Origin of the sequence: Pseudomonas sp. 2995-3, assembly GCF_002742565.1 — a bacterium.
In the GTDB taxonomy this organism is placed as follows: Bacteria; Pseudomonadota; Gammaproteobacteria; order Pseudomonadales; family Pseudomonadaceae; genus Aquipseudomonas; species Aquipseudomonas edaphica.
This window is the reverse complement of sequence record NZ_LJSB01000210.1, coordinates 24,585-42,419: the sequence shown is the minus strand read 5'-3', so window position 1 is coordinate 42,419 and position 17,835 is coordinate 24,585. Positions and strand designations below refer to the sequence as shown.

18 protein-coding genes are annotated in these 17,835 nt (G+C 60.7%); 5 read left to right on the top strand and 13 right to left on the bottom strand.

The window, feature by feature from the left end:
- Positions 1-16 precede the first annotated feature (16 nt).
- The 4 genes from proB to rplU form a co-directional block, all read right to left on the bottom strand.
- Positions 17-1,135, bottom strand: coding sequence for a glutamate 5-kinase (gene proB / locus AOA62_RS19135; RefSeq protein ID WP_026013771.1), 1,119 nt, complete (start codon positions 1,133-1,135; stop codon positions 17-19).
- A gap of 109 nt (positions 1,136-1,244) precedes the next feature.
- Positions 1,245-2,468: an Obg family GTPase CgtA gene (cgtA, locus tag AOA62_RS19130; RefSeq protein ID WP_016976186.1), complete on the bottom strand. Its 1,224-nt coding sequence runs from the start codon at positions 2,466-2,468 to the stop codon at positions 1,245-1,247.
- A 193-nt stretch (positions 2,469-2,661) separates the two neighbouring features.
- The gene (rpmA, locus tag AOA62_RS19125; RefSeq protein ID WP_003176049.1) at positions 2,662-2,919 is read right to left on the bottom strand and encodes a 50S ribosomal protein L27; all 258 of its coding nucleotides are present in this window, start codon (positions 2,917-2,919) and stop codon (positions 2,662-2,664) included.
- A gap of 34 nt (positions 2,920-2,953) precedes the next feature.
- Complete coding sequence (gene rplU, locus AOA62_RS19120) at positions 2,954-3,268, bottom strand: 50S ribosomal protein L21 (protein ID WP_007950961.1); 315 nt, start codon at positions 3,266-3,268, stop codon at positions 2,954-2,956.
- 239 nt (positions 3,269-3,507) lie between these two features.
- Here rplU and AOA62_RS19115 point away from each other — a divergent pair, with 239 nt between their 5' ends.
- From AOA62_RS19115 to AOA62_RS19105, 3 genes are all read left to right on the top strand, one after another.
- On the top strand, positions 3,508-4,476 hold the full coding sequence (locus AOA62_RS19115) for a polyprenyl synthetase family protein (RefSeq protein ID WP_099549439.1): 969 nt from the start codon (positions 3,508-3,510) through the stop codon (positions 4,474-4,476).
- 195 nt (positions 4,477-4,671) lie between these two features.
- On the top strand, positions 4,672-5,013 hold the full coding sequence (locus tag AOA62_RS19110) for a zinc ribbon domain-containing protein YjdM (RefSeq protein ID WP_003230858.1): 342 nt from the start codon (positions 4,672-4,674) through the stop codon (positions 5,011-5,013).
- Between the two features lie 159 nt (positions 5,014-5,172).
- Positions 5,173-5,430 (top strand): hypothetical protein, encoded by a 258-nt coding sequence (locus AOA62_RS19105; protein WP_003194088.1) that lies wholly within the window; start codon positions 5,173-5,175, stop codon positions 5,428-5,430.
- 191 nt (positions 5,431-5,621) lie between these two features.
- Here the strand turns inward: AOA62_RS19105 and AOA62_RS19100 are convergent, their stop codons facing one another.
- Positions 5,622-6,239: an FKBP-type peptidyl-prolyl cis-trans isomerase gene (locus AOA62_RS19100; RefSeq protein ID WP_017137944.1), complete on the bottom strand. Its 618-nt coding sequence runs from the start codon at positions 6,237-6,239 to the stop codon at positions 5,622-5,624.
- Between the two features lie 264 nt (positions 6,240-6,503).
- On the opposite strand from AOA62_RS19100, the gene AOA62_RS19095 reads away from it, so the two are divergent.
- On the top strand, positions 6,504-8,423 hold the full coding sequence (locus AOA62_RS19095; RefSeq protein WP_099549438.1) for a methyl-accepting chemotaxis protein: 1,920 nt from the start codon (positions 6,504-6,506) through the stop codon (positions 8,421-8,423).
- A 204-nt stretch (positions 8,424-8,627) separates the two neighbouring features.
- On the opposite strand, the gene AOA62_RS19090 is transcribed toward AOA62_RS19095, so the two are convergent.
- Genes AOA62_RS19090 through AOA62_RS19075 form a run of 4 tightly spaced genes read right to left on the bottom strand, consistent with a single transcriptional unit; the run spans position 8,628 to position 12,741 of the window.
- Positions 8,628-8,996: a glyoxalase superfamily protein gene (locus AOA62_RS19090; RefSeq protein WP_017137946.1), complete on the bottom strand. Its 369-nt coding sequence runs from the start codon at positions 8,994-8,996 to the stop codon at positions 8,628-8,630.
- A gap of 29 nt (positions 8,997-9,025) precedes the next feature.
- Entirely contained in the window at positions 9,026-10,489 is a 1,464-nt protein-coding gene (locus AOA62_RS19085; RefSeq protein ID WP_099549437.1) for an amidohydrolase family protein, read from the bottom strand.
- A gap of 1 nt (position 10,490) precedes the next feature.
- Positions 10,491-11,351, bottom strand: coding sequence for a MurR/RpiR family transcriptional regulator (locus AOA62_RS19080; RefSeq protein ID WP_017137948.1), 861 nt, complete (start codon positions 11,349-11,351; stop codon positions 10,491-10,493).
- A gap of 40 nt (positions 11,352-11,391) precedes the next feature.
- A complete protein-coding gene (locus tag AOA62_RS19075; RefSeq protein WP_256592416.1) occupies positions 11,392-12,741 on the bottom strand; it encodes a gluconate:H+ symporter in 1,350 nt (449 codons plus the stop codon).
- 247 nt (positions 12,742-12,988) lie between these two features.
- Here AOA62_RS19075 and AOA62_RS19070 point away from each other — a divergent pair, with 247 nt between their 5' ends.
- A complete protein-coding gene (locus AOA62_RS19070; RefSeq protein WP_099549435.1) occupies positions 12,989-13,381 on the top strand; it encodes a lysozyme inhibitor LprI family protein in 393 nt (130 codons plus the stop codon).
- Here the strand turns inward: AOA62_RS19070 and AOA62_RS19065 are convergent, their stop codons facing one another.
- From AOA62_RS19065 to AOA62_RS19050, 4 genes are all read right to left on the bottom strand, one after another.
- The gene (locus AOA62_RS19065; RefSeq protein WP_099549434.1) at positions 13,382-14,827 is read right to left on the bottom strand and encodes a SulP family inorganic anion transporter; all 1,446 of its coding nucleotides are present in this window, start codon (positions 14,825-14,827) and stop codon (positions 13,382-13,384) included.
- Positions 14,828-15,024: 197 nt separating this feature from the next.
- Positions 15,025-15,918 carry an NAD-dependent epimerase/dehydratase family protein gene (locus AOA62_RS19060; protein ID WP_099549433.1) on the bottom strand — a complete coding sequence of 298 codons (894 nt, stop codon included), beginning with the start codon at positions 15,916-15,918 and terminating at the stop codon, positions 15,025-15,027.
- Between the two features lie 103 nt (positions 15,919-16,021).
- Positions 16,022-16,918 carry a LysR family transcriptional regulator gene (locus tag AOA62_RS19055; RefSeq protein WP_099549432.1) on the bottom strand — a complete coding sequence of 299 codons (897 nt, stop codon included), beginning with the start codon at positions 16,916-16,918 and terminating at the stop codon, positions 16,022-16,024.
- A gap of 49 nt (positions 16,919-16,967) precedes the next feature.
- Positions 16,968-17,732, bottom strand: a complete 765-nt coding sequence (locus AOA62_RS19050) for a sulfite exporter TauE/SafE family protein (RefSeq protein WP_099549431.1) — start codon at positions 17,730-17,732, stop codon at positions 16,968-16,970.
- Positions 17,733-17,835: the final 103 nt, after the last annotated feature.

Sequence of the window (17,835 nt, the reverse complement as noted above, 5' to 3'; positions counted from 1 at the left end):
CGTGTATTTCCTTTATTCAGACCAGGATCAGGTTATCGCGGTGAACCAGTTCCGGTTCGGCCATGTAACCCAAGAGTCCGACAATCGCGTCGGACGATTGTCCAATAATCTTCTGTGCTTCAAGGGCGCTGTAGTTGGCCAGGCCACGGGCGATCTCGCGACCATCGGGCGCCACACACACCACCATCTCGCCACGGCGGAAGCTGCCCTGCACCAACTTGACGCCGACCGGCAGCAGGCTCTTGTTACCCTGGGACAAGGCTGACACAGCACCGTCGTCCAGAACCAGCGTGCCACGGGTTTGCAGATGACCGGCCAGCCATTGTTTGCGCGCCGCCAGCATGCCGCGTTCCGGCGACAGCAGCGTACCGATGCGCTCACCGGCCTTGAGGCGATCCAGCACACGCTCCAGGCGCCCACCGACGATGATGGTGTGCGCGCCGGAACGTGCGGCCAGCCGCGCCGCACGCAGTTTGGTCTGCATGCCGCCACGGCCCAATGCACCGCCTACACTGCCGGCCACGGCGTCCAGCGCCGGGTCATCGGCGCGGGCTTCGTAGATAAGCTGGGCGTCGGGGTTGTTACGCGGGTCGGCGTCGAACATGCCGTCGCGGTCGGTGAGGATCACCAGCAGGTCGGCTTCCACCAGGTTGGCGACCAGCGCGGCCAGGGTGTCGTTATCACCGAAGCGGATTTCGTCGGTGACCACCGTGTCGTTCTCGTTGATCACCGGGATGACCTTGAGCTCAACCAGTGCGCGCAGGGTGCTGCGAGCGTTGAGGTAACGTTTGCGGTCGGACAGGTCGTCGTGGGTCAGCAGGATCTGCGCTGTATGGCGGCCATGCTCGGCAAAGCTGGATTCCCAGGCTTGCACCAAGCCCATCTGGCCGATGGCGGCGGCGGCTTGCAGTTCGTGCATCGCGCTGGGTCGCGCGGTCCAGCCGAGGCGGCTCATCCCGGCGGCAACGGCCCCGGACGAGACCAACACCAACTCGACACCGGCCTCATGCAAGGCCACCATCTGCTCGACCCAGACGCTCATCGCTGCGCGATCCAGACCTTTGCCATCCGCCGTCAGCAGCGCACTTCCGATCTTTACGACCCAGCGCTGCGCACCTGTCACTTTGCTCCGCATCATCTTCAACCTTAGATTGAGGGCCCCGCGACCCAGCGCGGCCCATAACGTTATACCCGGATACCAAAACGCCGCTCCTGGGAGCGGCGTTTGAGTTTATCGCAACCTATCAGTCGCGCACGTAAATGATTTCCGGACCGTCTTCATCATCCACGTCTTCTTCGTCCCAATCGTCGTCGCCGATGTCATGGACCGACTTCACGCCGCTGCGGCGCAGGGCACGCTGGTCGTCCAGAGCTTGCAACTGGGCGCGGGCTTCGTCTTCGATCTGCTGGTCGAGTTCTGCCAGTTCTGCCTTGAATACCGGGTCGGCCGCCAGGCGGTCGGCACGGTCTTCGAGGTAGCGCATGATGTCGCGGGTCAGGCGCTCGGTGCCTTCTTTGGCGATGGCCGAGATCACGTAGACCGGGCCTTCCCACTCCAGGCGATCAACGATCTCCTTGACGCGTTCTTCGTGCTCTTCTTCGAGGATCTGGTCGCATTTGTTCAGTACCAGCCAGCGGTCACGCTCGGCCAGGGCCGGGCTGAACTTGGTCAGCTCGCTGACGATCACTTCGGCGGCGTCTGGTGCGCTGGTGTCATCCAGCGGCGCCATGTCGACGAGGTGCAGCAGCAAACGGGTGCGCGACAAGTGCTTGAGGAAGCGAATCCCAAGGCCTGCACCGTCGGAAGCACCTTCGATCAAGCCAGGAATGTCGGCGATCACGAAGCTTTTCCAGCGGTCTACGCTGACCACGCCCAGGTTTGGCACCAGGGTGGTGAACGGGTAGTCGGCGACTTTCGGCTTGGCGGCCGAGACCGAGCGGATGAAGGTACTTTTACCGGCGTTCGGCAAGCCCAACAGGCCCACGTCTGCCAGTACTTTCATCTCCAGCTTCAGGTCACGCTGCTCGCCCGGCTTGCCCGGCGTGGTCTGGCGTGGCGCGCGGTTGGTACTGGACTTGAATCGGGTGTTACCCAGACCGTGCCAGCCGCCCTGCACAACCATCAGCTTCTGGCCGGCCTTGGTCAGGTCGCCAATCACTTCCTGGGTCGCGGAATCGATGATCGTGGTGCCGACCGGTACGCGCAGTACCAGGTCTTCGCCTTTTTTACCGGTGCAGTCGGTGCTGCCGCCGTTGGAGCCACGCTCGGCATCGAAGTGCCGGGTGTAACGGTAGTCGACCAGGGTGTTGAGGTTTTCGTCGGCCATCATGTAGATGGAACCGCCGTCACCGCCGTCACCGCCGTTTGGACCACCGTTTTCGATGAACTTTTCGCGACGGAAACTCATGCAACCGTTACCGCCGTCGCCTGCTTTTACTCGGATGGAAACTTCATCAACGAACTTCATAACAAAACGCCTCTCGTCGCACGGACGAGCTTAAGAAACCAAGACATAAGACTCTTGCAAAAATGAGCGCAGCGACCTCAGAAAACGACCGCACATCCAGCGCCTGAGCCCATCACAAACAGCTTTGCAAGAGACTCACTCCACAAACGAAAAAGCCCCGTCGCGAGACAGGGCTTTTCCAGCGATCGCGCAATTAAGCGGCGACAACGCTCACGTAACGGCGGTTGAACGCGCCTTTTACTTCAAACTTGATCACGCCTTCGATTTTAGCGAAGAGGGTGTGATCTTTACCCATGCCAACACCGTAACCGGCGTGGAATTGGGTGCCGCGCTGACGCACGATGATGTTGCCCGGAATGATTTTCTGGCCGCCATACATCTTAACGCCAAGGCGTTTGGCTTCTGAGTCGCGACCGTTACGGGTACTACCACCAGCTTTTTTGTGTGCCATGAGTCAATTCTCCTAGTGAGGAATTAGGCTGAAATTAAGCCTGAATACCGGTGATTTTGATCTCGGTGTACCACTGGCGGTGGCCCATACGCTTCATGTGGTGCTTACGACGACGGAACTTGATGATGCGGACTTTATCGTGACGACCTTGGGAGATCACTTCAGCCACAACGGTAGCGCCAGCAACAACTGGAGCGCCGATGTTCACGTCATCGCCATTAGCGACCAACAGAACGCGATCAAAGGTAACGGATTCGCCAGTAGCGACTTCCAGTTTTTCGATCTTCAGGTATTCACCTGGGGCGACCTTGTATTGCTTGCCACCAGTAACAATTACTGCGTACGACATGGTATTTCTCCGATAATCCTGCTCACCCAGCGCTTTATAAGAAAAGGTATTGGCTGGCATGGCTGCATGGGATGGACGTCCCGAATGCAATTGCGTAAGGCAGGTGCTGCCCAGGAAGTTCAGGGTGCGCGATTGTACGCAAGGTAAATGGGTGATGCAAGGGGCCGTCTATCGCGCCTTGACACTGCCGGGTCAGGGTCCTAGCATGCCGCGCAACCCTTCTGGAGCGACTGTCGCTGATGCAACCCCAAGCTTTCTACCGCGCGGTCGCGGACGATTTTAGCGCCGTCGACGGCATCATCAAGCAGCAGCTCACGTCTAAAGTGCCGCTGGTCTCCAAAATTGGCGACTACATTACGTCGGCGGGCGGTAAACGCCTGCGACCTTTATTAGTGTTGCTGTGTGGCAAGGCTCTGGGCCGCGAAGGCGATGACCTGCGCCTGCTGGCCGCGACCATCGAATTCCTGCACACCGCTACCCTGCTGCATGACGATGTGGTCGACATGTCCGGCATGCGCCGTGGCCGCGAGACGGCCAATGCGATGTGGGGCAATGCCCCCAGCGTATTGGTGGGCGACTTCCTGTATTCGCGCTCGTTTGAAATGATGGTCGAACTGGGCTCGATGCCGGTGATGAAGATTCTTTCACAAGCCACGCGCATCATCGCCGAAGGCGAAGTACTGCAGCTGTCCAAGGTCCGCGACGCCAGCACCACTGAAGAAACCTACATGGAAGTGATTCGCGGCAAAACCGCGATGCTCTTCGAAGCCTCGACCCACAGCGCCGCCGTCCTGTGTGGCGCAACGACCGAACAGGCCGAAGCCCTGCGCACCTTTGGTGATCACCTGGGCGTGGCGTTCCAACTGGTGGACGACCTGCTCGACTACCGTGGCGACGCCGAAACCCTGGGCAAGAACGTCGGTGACGACCTGGCCGAGGGCAAGCCGACCTTGCCGTTGATCTACACCATGCGCGAAGGCACGCCGGAACAGGCAGCTCTGGTGCGCAAGGCGATCCAGAAAGGCGGGATTGAAGACCTCGAAGCTATCCGTGCAGCGGTAGAAGCCTCGGGTTCCCTGGAGTACACCGCGCAGTTGGCGCGTGACTATGCGGCCCGTGCCATCCAGTGCCTGGAAGCCCTGCCACCCAGCGAGTACCGGGATGCCCTGGTTGAGCTGAGTGAGTTTGCGGTAGCCCGCACGCACTGAGCAATATCTGCGAGCGCAGGCTTGTGTGGGAGCTGGCTTGCCTGCGATAGCATCACCTCGGTATAGCTGACACACCACGGTGCCTGCATCGCGGGAAAGCCCGGCTCCCACAAGGTTCCGAGGCGCCCACCCCAACCTGCAATAAACCCTATATAATGTGCGACTTTTAGCCATCCTGACTTTCAAGGAGCTTTAGTGAGCACGTTGCCACCCTGCCCGAAATGCAATTCCGAGTACACCTACGAAGACGGCGCCCAGCTGATCTGCCCGGAATGCGCCCATGAGTGGTCCGCCAATGGCGAGGCCGAAGTGGCGGGCGACGAAACCGTGAAGAAAGACTCTGTGGGCAATGTCCTGCAAGACGGCGACACCATCACCGTGATCAAGGACCTCAAGGTCAAGGGCACGTCCCTGGTGGTCAAGGTCGGCACCAAGGTCAAGAACATCCGCCTGTGCGACGGCGATCACGATATCGATTGCAAGATCGACGGTATCGGCCCGATGAAACTCAAGTCCGAGTTCGTGCGCAAAGTCTGAACCTGCTGCATCCATCCCGCGCCAGCCGCGGGATGGCGTTTTGCCCTCTGCGCTGACCTGCCTCAACATCCACACAGAAAAACTAGGAAACCGCCAATAGGCACTTGCTATTCCGCTAATAAGAATTATTCTCATTGAAACCCATCAAGGAGAACGACCATGACTTATTTGATAGATGCCTGGCTGGACCGCCCACACCCATACCTGCGGATCCTGCATCGGGAAACCGGCGAAGTCTGTGCGGTGCTGGAAGAAGAAGCGCTGAATGAACTGCAGGATCAAGGCGACCTGGACGTCAACGGCCTGAGTTCCAGTGAACCTGGGGTGCTGAAGGAGGTGGTGCGTAATCTGTTTCTGTTCTGCTATGCCCGAGCGTTGCGCCCGGCGACAGAGCTCAATGGCAAGTTCCATCCATGAACCACCGCGCAAAACCTGAATGCACCGGCTCTATGTGGGAGCTGGATCTGTTGTGGCGAGGGAGCTTGCTCCCGCTCGGCTGCGCAGCAGTCGCAGGCCTTTAGGGGCGCTTCGCACCCCAGCGCAAGCAAGCTTGCTCGCCACATCAATCCCGGCTCCCACATAGGACCCGGCGCAACCATCAACAGGTCTTACAGAACGTCGAGCAACTCAACGTCGAACACCAGAACGCTGTGCGGCGGAATGCTGCCAACGCCTTGAGCGCCGTAAGCCAGTTCGCTCGGCACGTACAGACGCCATTTGCTGCCGGCATTCATCAGTTGCAGGGCTTCGGTCCAGCCGGCGATCACGCCGCCAACCGGGAATTCTGCAGGCTGGCCGCGCTCGTAGGAGCTGTCGAACACAGTGCCGTCGATCAGGGTGCCGTGGTAGTGAGTACGCACTTGGTCTTCACGGGTCGGCTTGGCGCCGTCACCTGCAGTCAGCACTTCAAATTGCAGGCCGGAAGCCAGGGTGGTGATGCCATCACGCTTGGCGTTTTCAGCCAGGAACGCCAGACCAGCACCAGCAGCTGCTTCTGCCTTGGCAGCCGCTTCGGCTTGCATGATTTCACGGATCACTTTGAAGCTCGCCGCCATTTGCTCTTGGTCAACGCGGCTTGCTTTGCCGTCGAACGCATCGGTCAGGCCGGCCAGGATGGCGTCGATGCTCACGCCCGGTGGCGGGTTGTCGCGCAGTTGGTCGCCCAACTGACGGCCGATACCGTAGCTGACGCGGGTTTCGTCGGTGGACAGATTAACTTCGGACATGAAGAGGCTCCGCTGTAGGACAGCACGGTTTCCCGCGCCATCCAAAACTAAAAGGGCCCGCAGACTAGCACACAAGACCCGCCTCTGATCAGCCCCCTGGCTGCCACCTTCAGAGGATCCAACCTTGCAACAGCGACCCTTCGTCGCACCCGTAAGAAATGTATTTCAGAATCATCGCCTGCCGCCGATACCCCCGTACAAACTTTGGCTGGCTCAAACAACAACACCGTCCAGCAGACACACATCATTCTTGCGGAGCATTCGATGAATAGCTGGTTCGGCAACATCAGCGTCAACCTCAAACTCGGCCTGGGCTTTGGCCTGGTGCTGGTCCTCACCTCGATCCTGGCCCTGACCGGCTGGACCAGCCTGGGCGGCTTGATTGACCGTAGCAACTGGATGAGCGACATCACCCAGCTCAACGCGTCCCTGACCAAGCTGCGCATCGTGCGCCTGCAATACATGCTCGCCAATGGCGACGAAGCCGTGGCACAGAACGTCCAGACCAGCCTCGACGCCTTCGCCGCCCAGCAACAGAAACTGCTGGACAGCTTCAAGAGCCCGGAAAACCGCAAGCTGCTCACCGAGCAGAAAGCCGTCATCACGGCTTACCAGCAGTCGCTGAACAAAATGCGTGAGGCCTACCGTAACGGCAATGCCGCGCGCCAAGTGATGGGCGACAAGGCCGATATCGCCAACGGGCAGATCGACGCACTGGAGACCGGCGTGCAGCAAGCGCCCGACAGCCCGGAACGCTTCACCCAGTACCAGGCCGTGACGCACGCCAAGGAAGAGTTCCACCTGGCGCGCTATGAAGTGCGCGGCTACACCAACTCCCCCAGCGCAGAAACCGAAGCCCGCGCCGCTGCACAAATCGAAAAAGCCATCGCCGGTTTGAAAAGCCTCAGCGCCGCGTTTGGCACCAGCCAACAAAGCGCACTGACGTCGCTGGAAACCGCACTCGGTGCCTATCGCAGCGCCGTACAGAGCTACAAGGCCGCCAACGCCAACATCGTCACTGCGCGCGCCGAAATGACCACCCAGGGTGCCGATATCGTCACCATCAGCGACAAGCTGTACGACATCCAGCTCGATCGCCGCGACGCCGAAAGCACCCAGGCCCGCAGCCTGCAATTGATCAGCACCTTGCTGGCGTTGCTGGTCGGCATCATCGCGGCGCTGGTCATTACCCGCCAGATCACCCGCCCGATCCAGGACACCCTGGCCGTGGTGGAACGCATCGCTTCCGGTGACCTGAGCCACAACATCCAGGTGACCCGCCGCGATGAACTCGGCGTATTACAGCAAGGTATCCAGCGCATGGGCACTACCCTGCGCGAGCTGATCAGCGGCATTCGTGACGGCGTAACCCAGATCGCCAGCGCAGCCGAAGAACTCTCGGCCGTGACCGAGCAGACCAGTGCCGGCGTGAACAGCCAGAAAATCGAAACCGATCAAGTCGCCACCGCGATGCATGAGATGACCGCCACCGTGCAGGAAGTCGCGCGCAACGCCGAGCAAGCGTCGCTGGCCGCCGCCGATGCCGATGGCCAAGCCCGCGCCGGCGACAAAGTAGTGGCCGAGGCCATCGCCCAGATCGAACGCCTGGCCGCCGAAGTGGCGCGCTCCACCGACGCCATGACGCACCTGCAACAAGAGAGCAACAAGATCGGCAGCGTGATGGACGTGATCAAGGCCGTGGCCGAGCAGACCAACCTGTTGGCGCTCAACGCGGCGATTGAAGCGGCGCGTGCCGGTGAAGCCGGTCGTGGTTTTGCCGTGGTGGCTGACGAAGTGCGCGGCCTGGCCCAGCGCACACAAAAATCCACCGAAGAAATCGAAGGCCTGGTCGCCGGTTTGCAGAACGGCACCCAGCAAGTGGCCACGGTGATGAATAACAGCCGCAGCCTCACCGACAGCAGCGTCGAGCTGACGCGCAAGGCCGGTGTGTCGCTGGAGAACATCACGCGTACCGTGTCGAATATCCAGTCGATGAACCAGCAGATTGCAGCGGCCGCCGAGCAGCAGAGCGCCGTGGCTGAAGAGATCAGCCGCAGCATTGTGAACGTGCGCGATGTGTCGGAGCAAACGGCTACTGCGAGCGATGAGACGGCTAAATCGAGCGTGGAACTGGCGCGTTTGGGCAGCCAGTTGCAGCAGATGGTCAGTCATTTCCGGGTGTAAAAACCCAACGCTGACTACGCACAAACTCTGTGGCGAGGGAGCTTGCTCCCGCTGGGTCGCGCAGCGGCCCCTACTGAAGTTGATCGAGATTTGACATCCGGAGCGCAGTGAATGCCTTGGGGCTGCTGCGCAGCCCAACGGGAGCAAGCTCCCTCGCCACAGGCAAACTTGGACATACTCGGCTTGCCTTGAGTCCCTTGGCCCTCAGCCCTCGCCTTCCTCAACAAACACCAGTCGATTCCCAAACGGGTCCTTGATGCTCATCTCCCGCGAGCCCCAAGGCGTTTCTTCAACCCCAGGCTTGGCATACCGGTAGTCCTTGGCCAGCAACTGCTGCTGGTAGCCGTCCACGCCTTGCGCCTGAATCCGCACCGCCGAGCCCGGCGAAGCATCGCCATGGTGCTCGGACAAATGCAGCACGCACTCGCCCAGCGACACTTGCAGATACAACGGGAAATTCGCCTCGAAACGGTGCTGCCAGTCAACCTTGAACCCCAGGAAGTCGACGTAGAACTCCAACGCCTTGGCCTCGTCGAAGATCCGCAAAATCGGGGTGACTTTTCCTAAGTGCATGGCAACTGCTCCGTGTATGAAGGCACCCACTATAGGGACGAAAACCCGCCACGCAAATCCCCATTGCGCGCGAGGAACAGCCCCGGCCGTTGCCCATTGGCCTGCCCATCGCTATAGCTCAGCACGCCATTGACCCACACGCCATCAATCCCCTCGGCAGCGCGTTGCGGTTCTTTGAAATCCGCCACATCACGCACGCGCAACGGGTCGAACAACACCAGGTCGGCCCAGTGCCCTTCACGAATTTCTCCACGCTCGGCCAGCCCAAAACGCGCCGCCGACAACCCGGTCATCTTGTGCACCGCCGTGTGCAGTGGAAACAACCCCACATCCCGGCTGAAGTGCCCCAGCACCCGTGGAAATGCGCCCCACAAACGTGGATGGGGAAACGGGTCTTCCGGCAAACCATCCGAACCCACCATCGACAACGGATGCGCAAGAATACGCCGTACATCCGCCTCATCCATCCCGTAGTACACGGCCCCTGCCGGTTGCAGGCGACGTGCCGCATCCATCAGCGAAACCTCCCACTGCGCCGCGATGTCCTGCAAGTCGCGCCCGCCGACCTCCGGGTGCGGTGTTGACCAGGTAATAGTGATACGAAACGCGTCGGTGACCTGCTTCAAATCCAGCGTCGACGAGCTGGCGGCATAGGGATAGCAATCACACCCGACCGGATGGGTTTGCGCTGCCAATTCCAACGATGCCAACAGTTGCGGACTGCGCCCCCAATTGCCCGCACCGGCGCACTTGAGGTGGGAAATGATCACCGGTGCCTGCGCATGTCGGCCAATCACAAACGCCTCGTCCATCGCCTCCAGTACCGGTTCGAATTCGCTGCGCAAATGCGTGGTGTACACCGCACCAAACGCCGTGAGTTCTTCACTGAGCTGCAGCACTTCATCGGTCTCGGCATTAAACGCGCTGGCGTAGGCCAGGCCTGTGGATAAACCGAGGGCACCCGCCTGCAGACTCTCCTGCAACTGCACACGCATGGCGGCAATTTCACTGGGCGTGGCGGTGCGGTGCAGGTCGTCCATATGGTTGCTGCGCAAGGCGGTGTGGCCGATCAAAGCGGCAACGTTGACTGCCGGATGAGCACTTTCCACGGCAGCACGATAGTCGGCAAAACGTGGATAAGCGAATGCCTCACGCGCCCCCAGCAGGTTCATCGGGTCCGGTGGGTCGCTACGTAAACTCACCGGCGATGCGCTGATGCCGCAGTTGCCGACAATCACTGTGGTCACGCCCTGGCTGAGCTTGGGCAGCATCTGCGGGTGGCGGATCACCACCGTGTCATCGTGGGTGTGCACGTCGATAAAACCCGGCGCCAACACGCGGCCACTGGCGTCGACTTCATGCTCGCCGGTTGCGCTCGACAAGTCGCCGATCGTCTCGATGCGCCCGGCGCGCAGCCCCACATCGGCGACATAGCCCGGCGTGTTGCTGCCATCAATGATCAGCGCCTGGCGGATCAGCGTGTCGTACTTCATATCAGTCTCCAAGCGGCAGGCTGTCAGGACCGCCGCGATAATCGTCGAGGGCCAGCTTGATCCGGCGCAGGCGTTCCTGGTTGTCGTCCGGCAGGGCCAGCGCCAGTTCGGTGGCGAGCAGGTCGATGGCCAACAGCATGCCGTAGCGCGCCGCGGTGGGCTTGTAGATAAAACTGGTTTCGGCCGGTTGCAGCGGCAGTAATACATCCGCCAATTCGGCCAGGGGTGAGTCGGCCAGGGTGATGGCGATGATGGGGGCATCGTAGCTACGCGCAAGCTTCACGACGTCCAACAGTTCTGGCGTCAGCCCGGTGAGCGAGCACACGATCAGCGCCTGCTCCGGGCCTAAGGTGGCCGCCGTGACCCGCATCATCACCGGGTCATGGCTGGCGGCAATCGGGTAGCCCAGGCGTACCAGGCGCACCTGCAATTCGTCACTGCACAAGCTCGATGGACCGCCCATGCCAAACGCGTGAATCATCCGCGCCTTGCCCAACAGGCTGACCGCATCAACAAAACTGGCCTGGTTAAACCCCGACAGGTGCTGACGCAACGTCGCTTCGATATCCCCCAAAATCTGCCGGTGAAAGGCCGACTGCTCCGGCAACCCGGCCGGGTCCAGAAAACGACTGCCCACGCCACTGGCCTGGGCCAATTGCAGGCGCAAATCACGTAAATCGCGGCAACCGACACTGCGAGCAAAACGCGACAAAGTTGCCGTGCTGACCTCGGCCCGTTGCGACAACGCTTCCAGGCTGGCCGACGCGGCAAAGCCCACGTCATCGAGCATCAGCTTGGCGATACGGCCTTCACCGGCGCTGAACGAATCCTGACGGGCGCGGATCTGGTAGAGGATGTCCATGGCGGCTCCGGCTTACAAAATGAGGCTTACAAAATGAGGCTTATAAAACAAGAGAAAGGCCGTAAGTCAGACCAAACGCGACCAAAGAAATCAAAGTCTCCAACACGGTCCAGGTCTTGAAGGTCTGGATCACCGTCATATTGAAGTATTCCTTGATCAGCCAGAAGCCGCCGTCGTTGACGTGGGAAAAGATCACCGACCCAGCACCAGTGGCCAGCACCAACAATTCAGGGTGTGGATAACCCAGGCCCATGGCGACGGGCGCGACCACACCGGAGGCCGTGGTCATGGCCACGGTGGCCGAGCCGGTAGCGATGCGCATCAATGCGGCAAACAACCAACCCATCACCAGCGGCGACAGGTGGAAGGCATGCGCCAGACCAAGAATCTCATTGGTCACGCCCGCGTCCACCAGGATGCGGTTCAAACCGCCGCCCGCGCCCACCAGCAAGGTGATGCTGGCGGTCGGCGCCAGGCATTCATTGGTGAACTTGAGGATCGATTCGCGGTTGAAGCCCTGGGCCAGGCCCAAGGTCCAGAAGCTCACCAGCGTGGCGACCAGCAGCGCAATCACCGAGTTGCCGATAAACAGCAGGAATTGATTGAAACCAGTGCCCGGAGTGGAAATCACGTTGGCCCAACCGCCGATCATCATCAGCACCACCGGAAGCAAGATGGTGCCCATGGTCAGGGCGAAACTTGGCAAACGTGTACGCGGCTCGCGCTCGATAAACTGGCGTTCCAACGGGTTTTCCGCCGGCAAGTGGATGCGCGGCACGATGAACTTGGCATACACGGGGCCGGCGATGATCGCCGTGGGAATGCCGATCAGAATCGCGTACAGCACGGTCTGCCCCACCGACGCGTTATAGGCCAGCACCGCCATCATCGCCGCCGGGTGTGGCGGCACCAGCGCGTGTACCACCGACAGACCGGCGACCATCGGCAAGCCGACCATCAGGATCGACACGCCCACACGCCGCGCCACGGTAAAGGCGATCGGCACCAGCAACACAAAACCGACCTCGAAAAACAGCGGCAGCCCCACCAGGAACGCGATACACACCATCGCCCAATGCGCGTTGCGCTCGCCGAAACGGTTGATCAGCGTGCGCGCAACCTGCTCGGCACCGCCGGATTCGGCCATCATCTTGCCAAGCATGGTGCCCAACGCCACCACCAGGGCGATATGCCCAAGGGTCTTGCCGACGCCCGCTTCATACGAGCCCATGATCGTGTCGGCCGGCATGCCGGCCATCAAGGCCAGGCCGATAGACACCAACGTGATGACGATAAACGGGTTGAGTCGGTAACGTGCAATCAGCACGATCAATGCAATGATGGCGATGGCAGCGTATGCCAACAGCCCAAAGCCCAGTGGTGCGGCCATGCGGTACTCCTTGGAAAGGGTCACGTCGAATTGGTTGTGAAACTCATAAATCATTACCGGGTGTAATTTTCAATTTTTATGAAAGTAATTTTCGCCCACAGATAAGCGCTGTCGCTTTGGGACATGCCCAACGCCAGCCCATGAAAATTCGGGGGGTGTTCTTACATGAAGTTTTTTGCGTGCGGAAACTCAGCTACCAAGGCCGAGTCTCAGATGGCAGGCTTATCCACAACCAGGAAAACCAAGAATGAAGCGCAAGACCTTGCTTGTTCCTTTCGCCGCCAGCGCACTGCTGCTGGCCTTTTGCGGCAGCGCTTGGGCCGATGACAGCCCGGCGTTGAAAAAATGCCTGGATGGCGCCAACACCACGGCGGACATGGTCAGCTGCAACGCCACCGAAGCCAAGATCCAGGACGCGCGCCTGAACAAGGCCTACAAAGACGTCCTTGCGCTTCAGGAAGGCAAACAGAAGCAGCAACTGCAGGACGTACAGCGCCTGTGGATCAAGTACCGAGACGCCAACTGCGGCTTCATCGGCTCAGCGACTGGTGGCACCATCGATCAGGTCAATGGCATCGGCTGCATGCTGGACATGACCCGCACCCGCGCCCAGGAACTGGAAAATATGCTGCCGCTGTAATCAGTCGTGATGCACGCGGGCGCGCTTGAGCAGCTTCTTGCAGCGCTCCGACAAATGCAGCACGCGCAAATGCTTGCCGGCCTTGGTGTAGCGCTCGCGCAAAGTCATCAGCGCTGCAGTCGCTGAATAGTCGACAAAGCTCAGGTGACGACAATCGAGCGTCACCTGGGCCGGGTCGTTGGCCGGGTCGAACTGGTTCAAAAATGGCGTGGTCGAGGCAAAGAACAGCGTGCCGTGCAGGCGATACAGCTTGCTGCCGTCGGCTTCCAGGTGCTCATCGGCATACAGTTCCCGCGCCTGTTGCCAGGCGAAGTTCAGCGCCGCAATCACGATACCGCAGAGCACGGCGGTGGCCAGGTCGGTGAACACGGTAATCACCGTTACCGCAATAATCACCAACACGTCGTTGACCGGTACCTTGTTGATCACCCGCAGCGACGCCCAGGCAAAGGTCTGCTGGGACACCACGAACATCACGCCGACCAAAGCCGCGAGCGGAATACGCTCAATCAGCGGCGACAAAAACAGAATAAACAACAGGATCATCACCCCGGCGAACACCCCGGAGAAACGCCCGCGCCCGCCAGAGCTCAAGTTGATCACAGTTTGCCCGATCATCGCGCAACCGCCCATGCCGCCAAACAGGCCCGAGACCATATTCGCCGCGCCCAGGGCCACGCTTTCGCGGTCGGGGTAGCCACGGGTTTCGGTGATTTCGTCGGTGAGGTTCAGGGTCAGCAGGGTTTCCAGCAGGCCGACCATCGCCATCAGGAACGCGTAAGGCGCAATGATGCCGAGGGTTTCCAGGGTCCACGGGATTTGCGGCAACGCGAAGGTTGGCAGGCCGCCGGCGATGTGGGCCATGTCGCCCAACGTGCGGGTTGGCAGGCCAAGCAGGTAAACAGCCAGGCCGACACCCAAAATCGCCACCAGCGCGGGCGGCACGGCGCGGGTCAGGCGTGGCAGCAGGTAAACAATCGCCATGGTCGCCGCCACCAGCCCGCTCATCACATACAACGGCGTGCCGCTCAGCCAGGTTTCACCGCTTTTGAAATGCTCCAGCTGTGCCAGCGCAATGATAATCGCCAGGCCGTTGACGAACCCGAGCATCACCGAATGCGGCACCATGCGCACCAGTTTGCCCAGCCGTAACAGGCCGAACGCGACCATGATCAGACCGCCCAGCAGCACCGTCGCGAGCAAATACTCCACGCCGTGTTGCACCACCAGCGCCACGATCACCACCGCCATCGAACCCGCCGCGCCCGAGACCATGCCCGGCCGGCCGCCGAACAAGGCCGTGAGCGTGCAGATGATAAAGGCGCCGTAGAGGCCCATCAGCGGGTTGAGGTGAGCCACCAGGGCAAAGGCGATGCATTCGGGCAGCAGCGCGAAAGACGTGGTGAGGCCGGCCAGGGCATCGGCGCGCAGACGGGTGAGGTTCATGAGGTACCAGGGAGTAGCGAGGGATATGGCGGGGGATGGTACGGAATTGCGGTCGGTGGGGCCAGTAATGTGTAACAACACATGAACCGAGTCGCCTTCATCGCAGGCAAGCCAGCTCCCACATTTTGAATTGCGAATACATTCAAGTGTGGGAGCTGGCTTGCCTGCGATGGCAACGCCACGGTACTAAGCGAACATCACACCATCTCGTTGCGAATCCACTCCACCACCGACGTGCGCGTCGGCGCCCAGCCCAGCAACTCACGCGCATGTTTGCCACGCACCCGGCTGTTGGAACCCAGGCCATAGTTGGCCATTTCATAGCCCCACTCAGCCTCAGCCTCAGCCAATGGCCAATCCTGCGGCTCGCCCAGGTTCAGCGCTTGGGCAATCGCGGTGGTCATGTCGACAAACGCCGCTTCGCTGCTTTCCACAAAGTAGAACGTGCCCGGAACGTTCTTGGTCAAGGCCAGCAGATACAGGGCCACCACGTCTTCAATGTGTACGTTGGACCAAATGTTCTGGCCAGTGCCCACATGGCGCACCACGCCGCTCTTACGCGCCTGTTTGAGCAGTCGTGGCAATTGCACGCTGTCACGCTTCACGCCCAGGCTGTGGCCGTAGATCAGGGTGTTGCAGATCACCGCCGAGTTCACGCCCTCTTTGGCCGCCGCCAGGATCAGGTTGTCGATGGCCACGCGCGCGGCCTTGTCGACGGTCGGCTCCGGCAGGTTGTCTTCAACGTAGATGACATCGCTGGATTTACCGCCCGAAGCATCACCGACAATGCTCGAACCGCTGGTGTGCAGGAACGGCTTGTTTGAACCTTTCAAGGCGGCCAGCAAGGTTTCGACGGCAGCGCGATGGTCGCTGCTGGCGGCATTGATCACCGCATCAGCTTTAGAAGCCTGTGCGCTCAACACGGCGGCGTCATCCAGCGTGCCGATCACGGGCGTGATGCCCAGGGCGGTCATTTCAGCCGCTTGCTCGGCGCTGCGCACCAGGCCGGTGACCGTGTGGCCGGCCTTGACCAGGCCGGTGGCGATGGAGCCGCCGATAAACCCTGCTGCGCCGGTGACGAATACGTTCATGGAGGTTGCTCCTGACTGGGTAAGTGATAGGCCCAGTATCAAGGACTCATTCCTGCCGAATAAGCCCATGCTGCCCAATTCAATCTTGCGCACAGGTCACGAATCAGCAGGCATACCGCGCAAGCTTGGTTTGAATGAAGTCCAGGAAGCACTGGACGCGCAGCGCCAACTGCGAGTTACGGTAGAACACCGCGTGGATCGGCTGGCGATAGCCGCTGTTGAAGGCTTCCAGCACCGGCACCAGGCGCCCGGCATCGATGTCGGCGTTGGTCATGAAGTTCGACAGGCAGCAAATGCCCTGGCCTTCCAGCGCCAGCTGGCGCACGGTTTCGCCGCTGGAGGCGGCAATGCTTGGCTGGATCAGCCAGCGGTCGCCTTCCACGTGGCGCAACGGCCAGTGGTTGAGGGTTTCGGTCTGGGTGAAGCCCAGCAGCGTATGGTCGGCCAACTCGGCCACCGTCTTCGGCGTGCCGAACTGCTTGAGGTAGTCGGGGCTGGCGAGGATATGCAGCGGCGTGCAACCCAACGAGCGCGCATGCAGGGTCGAGTCGGCCAGGGCACCGATGCGGATAGCAATGTCGGTGCTTTGCTCCAGCAGGTCGATGATCACGTCGTCACTGTTCAGCTCCAGCTGGATATCCGGGTAGAGGCTGCGAAACTCGGCAATGTAGGGCACGATCCCATGCAGCATGAACGGCACGGCCGCATTGATGCGCAGGCGCCCGGCGGGGTTCTTCTGGCGCGACGACAGGCGCTCTTCCAGCTCGTCCATCTGCGCCAGGATCAGCTTGGCCTGTTCGAAAAAGTACTTGCCCTCCTCGGTCAGGTCCATGCGCCGCGTGGTGCGGTTGATCAGCGTGGTGTCGAGCTTGGCTTCCAGGCGCGACAAGGTGCGGCTGACCGCCGACGGCGTCTGCCCGACCTGCTCCGCGGCTGCCGAAATCGAGCCGCACTCAATCACGCTGACGAAGATCTGTAGCTCATCGGATCGGGCTTTCACGGGGTGTCCTCTCAATCGGTTCGCGACAGCTTACACCGTGAACAGCCACTCAGCCGCTGATCAGTAGATGGCCCCCCAACAGCGCCATGCCGACGAAAAACACCCGTTTGAACAGCACCGCGCTGATGCGCTGGCGCAACACCCGGCCCAGCCACATCCCCAACAACGCGGGTATCAGCGCCAACAGCGAGGCGCTGACTTCGCCACCGCCCAGGGTGCCACGCCAGGTCAGCGCTGCGGCCAACGCCAACGTGGAAGCGGTGAACGCCAGCCCCAGCGCCTGCACCAATTGATCGCGGTTCAAACCCAGGGCTTGCAGATAGGGCACGGCCGGAATCACGAACACGCCCGTCGCCGAAGTGATAAGGCCGGTGACCAGACCGCACAACGGGCCAAGCCAGCGCTCGGTTTTAGGTTTCACCTTGAAGGTCGGCAAAAACAAGCCACTTAACGCATACACCAGCAAGGCGCCACCCAGCGCGCGAACCACCCAATGCCCGCCGTCCGTGCCCAGCCACAACGTGCCAAGCCCGGTGCCGAGAAAAATCAGCAGCAGCATTGGCCACAGGCGCTTGAGCAAGGCGCTCAAGTGGCCACCGAACGCCAGTTGCCAGAGGTTGGTGACTGTGGATGGAATGATCAGCAAGGCCGCAGCCTGCGCCGGGAGCATAGCCAGGCCGAGCATACCCATGGCGACGGTGGGCAGGCCCAGGCCGATCACGCCCTTGACGGTGCCGGCCAGCAGGAAGGTGCCGACCACCAGCAGGGTCAAGGCAAGGCCGAGGTTTTGGTAAAACGCGAGGAAGGTAGTCATGGGGCGATTTTGCAGGATTTCGTTGAGGTCGAAAATTCGCCATATACTGAGGTAGCCTCTTGTTTTGCGTGAGGCTTAAATAGCTATCGCAGGCAAGCCAGCT